The 10,859-nt window shown below is 74.2% G+C and carries 10 protein-coding genes; 6 read left to right on the forward strand and 4 right to left on the reverse strand.

Annotated elements, in window-relative coordinates; translation table 11 throughout:
• Positions 1-191 precede the first annotated feature (191 nt).
• Positions 192-1,163, forward strand: a complete 972-nt coding sequence (locus tag ACFV6I_RS20585; protein ID WP_380426801.1) for a GlxA family transcriptional regulator — start codon at positions 192-194, stop codon at positions 1,161-1,163.
• The gene (locus ACFV6I_RS20590; protein WP_380426803.1) at positions 1,163-1,798 is read left to right on the forward strand and encodes a DJ-1/PfpI family protein; all 636 of its coding nucleotides are present in this window, start codon (positions 1,163-1,165) and stop codon (positions 1,796-1,798) included. The genes ACFV6I_RS20585 and ACFV6I_RS20590 overlap by 1 nt, the downstream gene beginning before the upstream one ends.
• Here ACFV6I_RS20590 and ACFV6I_RS20595 read toward each other — a convergent pair.
• Complete coding sequence (locus ACFV6I_RS20595; RefSeq protein ID WP_380426805.1) at positions 1,795-2,985, reverse strand: MFS transporter; 1,191 nt, start codon at positions 2,983-2,985, stop codon at positions 1,795-1,797. The two genes, ACFV6I_RS20590 and ACFV6I_RS20595, sit on opposite strands and share 4 nt — an antisense overlap.
• A 62-nt stretch (positions 2,986-3,047) precedes the next feature.
• Complete coding sequence (locus ACFV6I_RS20600) at positions 3,048-4,739, reverse strand: chitinase (RefSeq protein WP_380426807.1); 1,692 nt, start codon at positions 4,737-4,739, stop codon at positions 3,048-3,050.
• Between the two features lie 234 nt (positions 4,740-4,973).
• Between ACFV6I_RS20600 and ACFV6I_RS20605 the strand changes: the two genes are divergently transcribed.
• Positions 4,974-8,177, forward strand: coding sequence for a S41 family peptidase (locus ACFV6I_RS20605; RefSeq protein ID WP_380426809.1), 3,204 nt, complete (start codon positions 4,974-4,976; stop codon positions 8,175-8,177).
• 38 nt (positions 8,178-8,215) lie between these two features.
• Here the strand turns inward: ACFV6I_RS20605 and ACFV6I_RS20610 are convergent, their stop codons facing one another.
• Positions 8,216-8,449, reverse strand: coding sequence for a hypothetical protein (locus ACFV6I_RS20610; protein WP_063349281.1), 234 nt, complete (start codon positions 8,447-8,449; stop codon positions 8,216-8,218).
• 173 nt (positions 8,450-8,622) lie between these two features.
• Between ACFV6I_RS20610 and ACFV6I_RS20615 the strand changes: the two genes are divergently transcribed.
• Complete coding sequence (locus ACFV6I_RS20615; RefSeq protein ID WP_063349280.1) at positions 8,623-9,429, forward strand: phosphoribosyl-dephospho-CoA transferase MdcG domain-containing protein; 807 nt, start codon at positions 8,623-8,625, stop codon at positions 9,427-9,429.
• Between the two features lie 13 nt (positions 9,430-9,442).
• Here the strand turns inward: ACFV6I_RS20615 and ACFV6I_RS20620 are convergent, their stop codons facing one another.
• Positions 9,443-9,655, reverse strand: coding sequence for a hypothetical protein (locus tag ACFV6I_RS20620; protein WP_380426811.1), 213 nt, complete (start codon positions 9,653-9,655; stop codon positions 9,443-9,445).
• A 42-nt stretch (positions 9,656-9,697) separates the two neighbouring features.
• On the opposite strand from ACFV6I_RS20620, the gene ACFV6I_RS20625 reads away from it, so the two are divergent.
• On the forward strand, positions 9,698-10,252 hold the full coding sequence (locus ACFV6I_RS20625; RefSeq protein WP_380426813.1) for a DUF5753 domain-containing protein: 555 nt from the start codon (positions 9,698-9,700) through the stop codon (positions 10,250-10,252).
• A gap of 320 nt (positions 10,253-10,572) precedes the next feature.
• A partial coding sequence (locus ACFV6I_RS20630; RefSeq protein WP_380426815.1) for a DUF6879 family protein occupies positions 10,573-10,859 on the forward strand: 287 nt, incomplete at its 3' end.

Below are 10,859 nucleotides of genomic sequence, written 5' to 3' on the forward strand. Positions count from 1 at the left end.
TGGCGGGGGCGGGGGCGGGCGCGCCCGCACCGCCCCCCGACCCGGCCCCCGCGCCGGGGGGCGCGCGCCCCCCCCCCCCCCCCGTTTCCGCGTTCCCCGCCGCCATCCCCACCGGCATCCCCACCGACGGTGGCAGGAAAGGTGGGAAACGGGTCATTGCTGCCACTGCGACCCGGTGACAGGCTGGTCGCATGAGAGCGCGCAGCGTGGTCGTCGTCCTCTACGAGGGCGTGCAGAGCCTCGACGTGACCGGTCCCGTGGAGGTCTTCACGGGGGCGGGCGCGGCCGCCGGGCAGCCGGGGGCGTACCGGGTGACCACCGCCTCCCCGGGCGGCGGGCCGGTGCGCAGCCACAGCGGGCTGCGGCTGCTGCCGGACACGAACCTGGCCGAGGTCGGGCCGGTGCACACCCTGCTGGTCCCCGGCGGGCTGGGCAGCGATCTCCCGAACGGTGCGCTGGTCGCCCGGATCCGGGAGCTGGCCGGCCGGGCCGAGCGGGTGGTGTCGGTGTGCACCGGGGCCTTCCTGCTCGCCGAGGCCGGGCTGCTGGCCGGGCGCCGGGCGACCACGCACTGGGCGTACTGCGAGGCGCTGGCCCGGCGGTTCCCAGACGTCGAGGTGGACCCGGACCCGATCCACGTCCGGGACGGGAACGTCGCCACCTCGGCCGGGGTCACCGCCGGGATCGACCTGGCGCTGGCCCTGGTCGAGGAGGACCTGGGACGCGACGCCGCCCTGCTGATCGCCCGCCACCTGGTGGTCTTCCTGCGCCGGCCGGGCAACCAGGCCCAGTTCAGCACCCAGCTGGCCGCCCAGGTGGCGGCCCGGCAGCCGCTGCGCGAGGTGCAGCGGTGGATCGCCGAGCACCCGGAGGCCGACCTGTCCGTCGAGGCGCTGGCCCGCCGGTCGGCGCTGTCACCACGGCACTTCGCCCGGGCCTTCGCCACCGAGGTGGGGGTGACCCCGGGCCGGTACGTGGACGGGGTCCGGCTGGAGGCCGCCCGGCGGCTGCTGGAGGACACCGCCGACGGCATCGAGGAGATCGCGCGCTCCTGCGGCTATGGCACCCCGGAGGCGATGCGGCGCGCCTTCGTCCGGTCCCTGGCCGCCCCGCCCGCCGAGTACCGACGCCGCTTCCGACCCGATCCTGTTGGAGGACACTGATGCTCATCGCCGTTCTGCTCTACGACGAGTTCACCGCCCTGGACGCCGTCGGCCCCTGCGAGGTGCTGTCCCGCATCCCCGGCGCCGAGGTGGTGTTCACCGCCGCGAAGCGCGGCCCGGTCCGCACCGACATGAAGACCCTGTCGCTGACCGCGGAGGCCACCCTGGACGAGGTGGACGCGGCCGACGTGCTGCTCGTCCCGGGCGGGCCCGGGACGGAGGCCCGGCTGACCGACCAGGCCGTGCTGGAGTGGATTCGCGCGGTGGACACCACCACCTCCTGGACCACCTCGGTCTGCTCGGGCTCCCTGCTGCTGGGCGCCGCCGGACTGCTGGCGGGGCGCCGGGCCACCTCGCACTGGTGCTGCCTCGACGCGCTGAAGAAGTTCGGGGCGGAGCCGACCGGGACGGAGCGGGTCGTGGTCGACGGCAAGTACGCGACCGCGGCCGGGGTCTCGGCCGGGATCGACCTCGCACTGACGCTGACCGGACTGATGGCCGGGGACGCGACCGCGGAGGCGATCCAGCTGGTCATCGAGTACGACCCGCAACCGCCGTACTCGGCGGGCTCGATCGCGACGGCCCGGCCCGAGCTGGTCGCCGAACTGCTGGCCAACGGGCTGCAGTTGCGCTAACCGCGGTCAGTCGGGAAGCCGTGTTGGCGGGCGCCGGTGACCACTGCCAGGACGGGCAGCATCAGGGCGAGCACCGTCCAGGGCAGGGCGTCGGTGCCCAGGCGGCCCAGCACCAGGCCGCCGACCACGCCGCCGCCCGCCATCGCGGCGTTCCACAGGGTGACCAGCACCGCCTGGGCGGCGTCCGCCCGCTCGCCGCCCGCGTCGCCGACGGCGGTCTGCAGCAGGGTCGGGGCGCCGCCCCAGCCCAGGCCCCAGAGCGCGGCGGCGGTGTACACCAGCGGTGTGCTGTGCGACCAGAGGCCGAGCAGGCCCGCGGTCAGGGCGACCAGCAGCGCGCCGCCGATCGTCAACTGCCGTAGCCGGCGGTGGATGTGGGCACCGGTGAACCAGATGCTCGCCAGCGAGGCCAGGCCGAAGACCAGCAGCACGGTGTCGGTCGCGTCGCCGAGGCCGGTCCGGTCGAGGAAGGGCGCGATGTAGGTGAACAGGATGGTGTGGGCGAGCACGAAGAGCACCGTCACGGTGAGCACCGGCGCCACCCCGGGCACGGTGAGCGCGCTCCGCACCGGGGCGCGCTCACCGGCGGGTTGTCCGGGCTGGTCCGGCAGCAGGGCCGCGATCCAGCCGATCACGCCGAGCGCCAGTGCCGTCATGGCCAGGAAGGGCACCCACCAGGCGAGCGCCTGGCCGAGGAAGGTGCCGACCGGCACTCCCAGCGACAACGCCACCGGTACGCCCGCCATCGCCACGGCCATGGCCCGGCCCTGCTGTTCGACCGGCACCAGCCGGCGCGCGTACCCGGCCAGCAGCGCCCAGGCGAGGCCGGCCGCGACGCCCGCGAGGAAGCGGGCGGCCAGGGTGAGCGGGTAGTTCGTGGAGGCCGCGGTGACGGTGTTGGCGGCGGCGAAGCCGGCCATCGCGGTGAGCAGCAGCCGCTTGCGGCCCCAGCCGGCGGTGGCCGCGGTGAGCGGGATCGCGGTGGCGGCGGTCCCGAGCGCGTAGACGGTGACGGTCTGCCCGGCGGCCGACTCGCTGACGCCGAGGGCCCCGCTCATCCCGGGCAGCACGCCGGCGGGCAGGGTCTCGGTGAGCGCGGTGACGAAGACGGCGGTGGCCAGGGCGAGCAGGGCGGGCAGCGGGAAACCGTTGCGGATTGCGGGAGTCGGGAGCTGTGTGGTCGCCATGGGAACCATGCTCGATCCTCACACTGATGTCAGGTTCAAGCACGGTTCCCACCGGCGTCACCTCAGCGGCGGAAGTAGCCGTCGAAGTTCTTGGAGAACTCCCGGCCGCCGAACTGGTCCCAGTTGACGGACCAGGTCATCAGCCCGCGCAGGTTCGGCTGGGCGCCCGAACGCGGCACGTACGAACCGCAGTTGGCCAGCTTGGTGAGGCAGTCCAGGGCCTTGTTCACCTCGGCCGGGGCGACGTAGCCGTTGCCGGCGTTGGTGGTGGCCGGCATGCCGATGGCCACCTTGGAGGCGGGCAGCGGCGGGAACATGTTGTTCGTGTTGCCCGCCACCGGGAAGCCGTTGAGCAGCAGGTCGGTCATCGCGACGTGGAAGTCGGCGCCGCCCATCGAGTGGTACTGGTTGTCCAGGCCCATGATGGAGCCGGAGTTGTAGTCCTGGACGTGCAGCAGGGTGAGGTCGTCGCGCAGCGCGTAGATGACCGGCAGGTACGCCCCGGCGCGCGGGTCCTGGCCGCCCCAGGGGCCGGAACCGTAGTACTGGTAGCCGAGTTGGACGAAGAAGGTCTCCGGCGCCATGGTCAGCACGAAGCCCGGGCCGTACTTGGCCTTGAGGGTCTTCAGCGCGGAGATCAGGTTGACGATGACCGGGCTGGTCGGGTTCTTGAAGTCGTTGTCACCGGTGTTGAGGGAGAGCGAGTGCCCCTCGAAGTCGATGTCCAGGCCGTCCAGGCCCCACTTGTCGATGATCGCCGAGACCGAGCTGACGAAGGTGTCGCGGGCGGCGGCGGTGGTCAGCTGGACCTGGCCGTTCTGGCCGCCGATCGAGATCAGCACCTTCTTGCCCTGAGCCCGCTTGGCGGCGATGGCGGCCTTGAAGTCGGCGTCGGACTCCACGGTCGGGCAGTCGGTGACGGAGCAGCGGTTGAACCGGATGTCGCCGGAGGTGACGGAGGTGGGCTCGCCGAAGGAGAGGTCGATGAAGTCCCAGGAGTTCGGGACGTCGGCCATCCGGGTGTAGCCGGCGCCGTTGGCGAAGCTGGCGTGCAGGTAGCCGACCAGGGCGTGGCTGCCGGGCGGCGGCGGGGTGGTCGGGGTGCCGGTGGGCGTGCCCGTCGGCGTCCCGGTCGGGGTCCCGGTGGGCGTTCCCGTCGGGGTTCCGGTCGGCGTTCCCGTCGGGGTGCCGGTGGGCGTCGGCGTCGGGCTGGGGGCGCCCGGCCCGTCCAGCGAGACGTCGTCCGCGTAGTAGGTGCCCTGGCCGTACCAGCCGTGGGTGTAGACGGTGGCGCTGGTCTGGGTGGCGCCGGTGGTGAAGCTGACGCTGAGCTTCTGGTAGCCGCCGCCGGTGCCGGGGGTCCAGGTGCTGGGGCCGCCGCCGTCGACGCCCAGGTAGACGTACGAGCCGTTGACGTACGCGCTGAGCGTGTAGGTGGTGCTGGGGGCGACGGTGACGGTCTGGCCGCACTGGGCGGTGTCGCCCGCGGTGGCCGCGGCGGCGAGGGCGTAGCCGCCGCCGTGCACCGGGCTGGTGACGACGCTGCCGGAGTTGCCGGTGCAGCTCCAGGGGCCGAGCGAGCCGGATTCGAAGCCGCCGTTGACCAGGAACTCGCCGGCCGAGGCGGCGGGCGCCAGGCCCAGGGTGACACCGACCAGGGTGGCCGCGGCGACGGCGGAGGCGGCGCCGGCGGCGAGCAGGGTGCGGGACTGCTTCCGGCGGGCGGGGGCGGGTGCGGGTGTGGTTCTGCGCATGCGGGGGCTCCTGCGATGGCGCGGTCGTGGGGGACGTCCGAGGGCACGCCGGAGCACGCGCCAGTGGGGGGGAACGGCCCGGCCTGGCACCCAAGTTGGACTAGACCACTGAAGTGGATTCGGCACTGCGGTGTCAATGGTCCAGACCGGTCCGCGACCTACGCACCGACCGCCCGGCAGCCCCGACGGGCCGCCCCGGTTGCCGGGGGTGACACCCCGTCGAAGGATGGAGGGGTGACCCCGCCCGGCTACCTCCGCTACCCCCACCTGCACGGCGGGCTGCTCGCCTTCACCGCCGAGGACGACGTCTGGATCGCCCCGCTGGACGCCGACGGCGCCACCGGCCGGGCCTGGCGGGTCAGCTGCGACCGCACCCGCGTCAGCCACCCCCGCTTCTCCCCCGACGGCCGCACCCTCGCCTGGACCAGCTGGCTGAACCTGACCCCCGAGGTGTGGACCGCCCCCGTCGAGGGCGGCGAGGCCGAACGGCTCAGCCACTGGGGCAGCCAGGACACCCGGGTGCGCGGCTGGCTGCCGGACGGCGAAGTACTCGCCGTCACCTCCTACCACGAGCCGTTCGGCCACTACACCTGGGCGCACGCCCTGCCGCCCGACGGCTCCCCCGGCCACCGGATGCCCTGGGGCCCCGTCGGCGACGCCCAGATGAGCCGCGAACGCACCGTGCTGCTCACCGGCGCCGCCCCGCACGAACCCGCCGCCTGGAAGCGCTACCGGGGCGGCGCCACCGGCCGGCTCTGGGCGGACGGCGAACAGATCCTCGCCGACCACCCCGGCCACCTCGCCTCACCCATGCCCGTCGCCGGGCGGATCGCCTTCCTCTCCGACCACGAGGGCATCGGCAACGTCTACTCCTGCCGCCCCGACGGCACCGACCTGCGCCGGCACACCGACCACGCCTCCTACTACGCCCGCGAGGCCGCCACCGACGGCACCCGGATCGTCTACCAGCACGCCGGCGACCTCTGGCTGCTGGACAGCCTGGACGCCCCCGCCCCCCGCCGGCTCGCCGTCCCGCTCGGCGGCGCCCGGGCCGGCCGCCGCCCGTACCAGGTCGGCGCCGCCGCCCAGGTCAAGGACCTGGCCTGCGACCAGAGCGGCCGGGCCGGGGTGATCACCGTGCGCGGCAGCCAGTACTGGCTCACCCACAAGGACGGCCCGGCCCGCGCGCTCGCCGACACCCCCGGGGTGCGGACCCGGCTGCCGGTGATCCTCGGACACACCGGCGAGGCCGCCTGGATCACCGACGCCGAGGGCGCCGACGCGATCGAGGTGATGCCGCTGCCGGGGCACGAGGAGACCGAGAAGCACCGCCACCGGGTGCTCGCCGCCGACCGGATCGGCCGCGTCCTGGAACTCACCGCCTCCCCCGACGGCGCCCACCTCGCCGTCGCCGCCTCCGACGGGCGGCTGCTGCTGGTCGCCGCCGACGACGGCGCCGTCCGCGAACTCGCCGCCTCCGGCTACGGGCCGGTCTCCAGCGCCCGCTTCTCCCCCGACTCGCACTGGATCGCCTGGTCCCAGCCGGTGGCCGGGCGCTCGCTGCGCCGGATCCGGCTCACCCGCACCGAAGCACCCGGGCCGGTCACCGAAGTCACCGACGGCCGCTTCGAGGACGAGCAGCCGGTGTTCACCCGGGACGGCCGCTACCTGGCCTTCCTGTCCTGGCGCGGCTTCGACCCCGTCCACGACGTGCACACCGGCGACCTCTCCTTCCCGCTCGGCTGCCGCCCCTACCTCGTCCCGCTCACCGCCGACACGCCGTCCCCGTTCGCCGCGCCCGCCGAGGACGGCGCCCCGCGCGGCGACGGCGGCGGCGACGGCACCGTCCTCGTCGACCCGCAGGGCATCGGCGAGCGGCTGCTCCAGTTCCCGGTGATCGCCTCCAAGTACTCGGCCACCGACGCGGTGCGCGGCGGCCTGATCTGGCTGCGCTGGCCGATCTCCGGCACCCTCGGGCAGACCTTCGCCAGCCCCGACGACACCTCCGGCCGCCCCTCGCTGGAGTACTTCGACCTCGCCCGGGGCACCCGCACCACCCTGGTCGACAAGCTGGACGGCTACGCCGTCTCCGGGGACGGCGGCTCCATCGCGGTCTACTCGGCCGGGACCCTGCGGATCGTCCCGGTCACCGGCGGCGCCGGCAGCACCGTCGACCTGCGACGGATCACCCACACCGTGCACCCCGCCGCCGAATGGCGCCAGGCCTACCACGAGGCCTCCCGGATCGTCCGGGACCAGTTCTGGGACGAGCGGATGTCCGGCCTGGACTGGCCCGCCCTGACCGCCCAGTACGAGCCGCTGCTGGAGCGGGTCTGCTCACCCGACGACTTCGCCGACCTGCTGCGCGAACTCCTCGGCGAACTCGGCACCTCGCACGCCTACGTCACCCCGTCCCGGCGCGCCGAAGGCCCCTCGCTCGGCCAGCAGCCGCTCGGCCTGCTCGGCGCCAACGCCCACCGCTCCCCCGACGGGCGCTGGCTGGTCGAACGGGTGCTGCCCGGCGAGACCTCCGACCCGCGCGCCCGCGCCCCGCTCGCCGCCCAGGGCGTCCGGGACGGCGACGAACTGCTCGCCGTCGGCGGCCGCCCGGTGGACCCGGTGCGCGGCCCGCTGCCACTGCTGGCCGGCACCGGCGGCACCACCGTCGAACTGGCCCTGCGCGGCAGCCCCAACGGCCCGGTACGGCGGATCACCGTCACCCCGCTGACCGACGAACGGGCCGTCCGCTACCAGGACTGGGTGGCCAAACGCCGCCTCCTGGTCCGGGAGTTCAGCGACGGCCGGTGCGGCTACCTGCACATCCCGGACCTCGGCGGCTCCGGCTGGGCGCAGTTCAACCGCGACCTGCGGCGCGAACTGGACAAGCCCGCACTCGTCCTGGACGTGCGCGGCAACGCCGGCGGCAACGTCTCCGAACTCGTCCTGGAGAAACTCACCCGGCACGTCCTCGCCTGGGACTTCGGCCGGGACCGCCAGCCGGTCCGCTGGCCCCGGCACGCACTGCGCGGCCCGCTCGTGGCGCTCGCCGACGAGGCGACCAGCTCTGACGGCGACGTGGTCATCGCGGCGATCAAACTGCTCGGCCTCGGCCCCGTCGTCGGCAACCGGACCTGGGGCGGGGTCGTCGGGATGACCGGGCGGCACACCCTCGGCGACGGCACCCGGATCTCGGTGCCCAAGAACGCCTCCTGGTTCGAAGGCGGACTCGGCTGGTCGGTGGAGAACCACGGCGTCGAACCGGACGTGCACGTGCTGCGCACCCCGCGCGACTGGGCCCGCGGGCGCCACCCCGAGCTGGTCGCCGCCGTCCAGCTCGCGCTGGACCTGCTGGAGGACGCGCCCGCCGCGGCGCCCCCGCCGGAGGACACCCCCAGGCCGGACCTGCGGCGCCCGCCGCTGCCGCCGCGGGCGCGGTGACGGGGGGCTCGGGGGCTGGTGGGGTCTCCCGGGCTTTCTCAGCCCCAGGGGTCGCCCTCGGCCGTCATGTTCTCGGCCGCGCGCCGGTCGGCCTCCTCCTGGACAGCACGGGCACGCCGCTCCGACTCGCGGGCCTCCTGGGTCTCGCGGGCCCGCTCGATCTCCGGGCTGTACGCGTCCGCGGCCTCGTCGTGGGCGATGGCGGCACGCTCGGCGGCGTCCTGCCCGGTCGCCTCGTGCGCCTTGTGGCGGAACCTGTCGAAGATGCCCATGACTCCTCCTCCGAACGGATACCGGGCTTCCCCCACTCTCACACCGGGCACCCGGAGCCGCACGTTGAGCCTTTGGTCCCTGGTGAACGCGCCCAACGGCCGTGGCGCGGAGGCGGCCGCCCGGCGCAGATTGGAGCCGTCGGCCGAACTGACGCCACCGTCTGGAGCCCACCGTGACCGTCGTACCTTCCGCCCGCCAAGCCCGGCGCACCACCGAGGACCCCCACGACGGGCCGCGCCGGCGGGTCGGGCCGCTGGCCGCGCTGGACGGGCGACTGCCCGGCGCCCACGACCTGCTGCTGATGCAGTGCCCCAGTTCGCTGCACCCGCTGGCGGGCGGCGAGCTGCCGGACTGGGCGCGGGCCGTCCTGCGCGTGCACCCGTGGGTGACGGTCGGCCGGGCCCCCTCCCTGGTCGGCACCCCGGCGGACGTCCCACACCCGCAACGCTGCACCCGGGACCCGGAGGCCGCGCCCGAACAGTGGATCCCGGTGATCGTGCGCGGCCCCCGCCCCGGGCAGCGGCTGGACGCCCTGGCGCCCTGGGCCGCAGTCGCCCGGACACTGCGCCCCGAGCAGCTGGCCGGGCGGTGCGGGCGGCTGGACCCCGAACGGGTCGCCGGAATCCCGGCGCTGGCCCTGCTGCCGGCGGTCGGCCGGATCGTCGCGGACCACCGGCTGTCCTGGGGCCCGATCGGCGCGGTCGGCTACGAACTGGGCACCGGCGTACCGGTCGCCGGGCCGCTCAGCCCGCTGCGACTGGTCCTGCGCACCCCGCACCCGATCAGCCGCCGGGACGCCCTGCAACTGCGGCGGGCGCTCAGCAGGCTGCCGGTCCCGGTCCAGGCCGAACTGGAGACCCGCTACGGCTCGGTCCAGCTCGCCGAGTACGCGGCCTCGCCGTACACCCTCACCCTGCTGACGCCGGACGGGCCCCGGGAGGTCCGCGACCCGTGGTTCCCACGCGGCCCGTTCGTCTGAGCTGTCCGCCACATCAGTTGGGCCGGTTGGGCGGCCGGGACGCCGCCGGGATGCGGAGTCCGGCCATCGCCCCGAACGGCTGGTTCGCCCGGTAGCCCGCCGACCAGGCGACGCCCCACCGGGCGCAGTTCGGGCAGTTCCACGTCCGTCCGGCCGCGTTGGCGTCGTTGAGCAGATCGACCGGGGCGCAGCAGTCCGGTGCGGGACAGGCGGGAGGGTCGGTCATCGGCGGCGGTCCCGGCCGAGTCGCCGCCGGGTGGCCCGCCGGATGAGGGGCATCGTGCCAGGGCTGCTTCAGACGTTGGACTACGCGCGGGCCATCCCGGCGGGGGCAGTCCGCCGAGGCAGCATCACGCAGGACCAAGCCGAGGAGCGGGTCGCCTACCTCGCGCTCCGACAGGCGAACTTGCGCCGGGAGGCCCCTCCACTGATCCACGCAGTTCTGGATGAGAGCCGCATCCGACGGCCGGTCGGCGGAAAGTCCATCACGGCTGCCCAGCCCGACGAGCTTGCAGCCTTCGTCCGGACGCCCAACACCGTTCTCCAGGTGGCTCCGTACGCCATAGGCGAGGAACGAGCGTTCGACCTCCCGGTCAACATCATCACCCTTCCGGACCGATCGCTGATGTCCTACGCCGAATCAGCGCAGCAAGGGCACCTGGAACGGGACAGCGGCGCAGTACCGCCGATCCTCACGGCCTACCATCAGCTACAGGCCCTCGCACTCTCACAAGCCGAGTCCGTGGCCACGGCTTTCGGCGTTCTTCGGACCTGCGTTCCACAGCCGCAGCAGAGCCGCGGGCATCCAGAACGTCCATGCTGAAACGCGCCCTTGACGCTCCGCCATGTCACGCGAAACGGTGGCGTGCAAAACCGCGCAACCGACTTGGCACGGGAGGGCGCCATGACCCTACGGTTCGGCGGGATCGACCCCAACACCGGCAAGGACGAGAGCCCGATGGTGTGGGTGGACGACGAGGAGAAGGAGCTGGTCCTCCAGGGCTGGAAGCCCGGCGGGCCCCTGCTGACGAAGATCGGCAGCACGGAGTGGGTACCCGGCCACTCCGCTGGTATCCCCGACCACGAGAAACGTGACCCGCATCCCGCTGCGTATGGCGGGGATCATCAGGAAGGCGCTCGACGATGCAGAACGTGCCGGACTTCTCGGCGATGCTGAGGCAGGCCCGCAGGTCGGCGGTCCATCTGGAGCTGAGGGATAGCTACGGGATCGCCGGCGAGGTGGAGGAATTCGCGGAGTTCCTGCGCACTGGCCACGTCGACACCGACCCGGAATCCGAAGGGTGGTCCGGCTGGGTTGCGCAGATCCGGGAAGCAGTCGCGGGGGGGGGGGGGGGGGGGCGCGGGGGGCTCGGGTGGGGGGCGGGCGCCCACTGCGAAGAGCTCGCGACTGCCCGTCGGGTCGAGTCGCT

The organism is Kitasatospora sp. NPDC059803, from assembly GCF_042732255.1.
Classification (GTDB): domain Bacteria; phylum Actinomycetota; class Actinomycetes; order Streptomycetales; family Streptomycetaceae; genus Kitasatospora.

Excerpts from the sequence above, each read along its gene's own strand:
- ACFV6I_RS20590 (WP_380426803.1), top strand. The coding sequence starts at position 1,163 with ATGCTCATCGCCGTTCTGCTCTACGACGAGTTCACCGCCCTGGACGCC.
- ACFV6I_RS20600 (WP_380426807.1), bottom strand. The coding sequence starts at position 4,739 with ATGCGCAGAACCACACCCGCACCCGCCCCCGCCCGCCGGAAGCAGTCC.
- ACFV6I_RS20620 (WP_380426811.1), bottom strand. The coding sequence starts at position 9,655 with ATGACCGACCCTCCCGCCTGTCCCGCACCGGACTGCTGCGCCCCGGTC.
- ACFV6I_RS20610 (WP_063349281.1), bottom strand. The coding sequence starts at position 8,449 with ATGGGCATCTTCGACAGGTTCCGCCACAAGGCGCACGAGGCGACCGGG.
- ACFV6I_RS20625 (WP_380426813.1), top strand. The coding sequence starts at position 9,698 with ATGAGGGGCATCGTGCCAGGGCTGCTTCAGACGTTGGACTACGCGCGG.
- ACFV6I_RS20585 (WP_380426801.1), top strand. The coding sequence starts at position 192 with ATGAGAGCGCGCAGCGTGGTCGTCGTCCTCTACGAGGGCGTGCAGAGC.
- ACFV6I_RS20595 (WP_380426805.1), bottom strand. The coding sequence starts at position 2,985 with ATGGCGACCACACAGCTCCCGACTCCCGCAATCCGCAACGGTTTCCCG.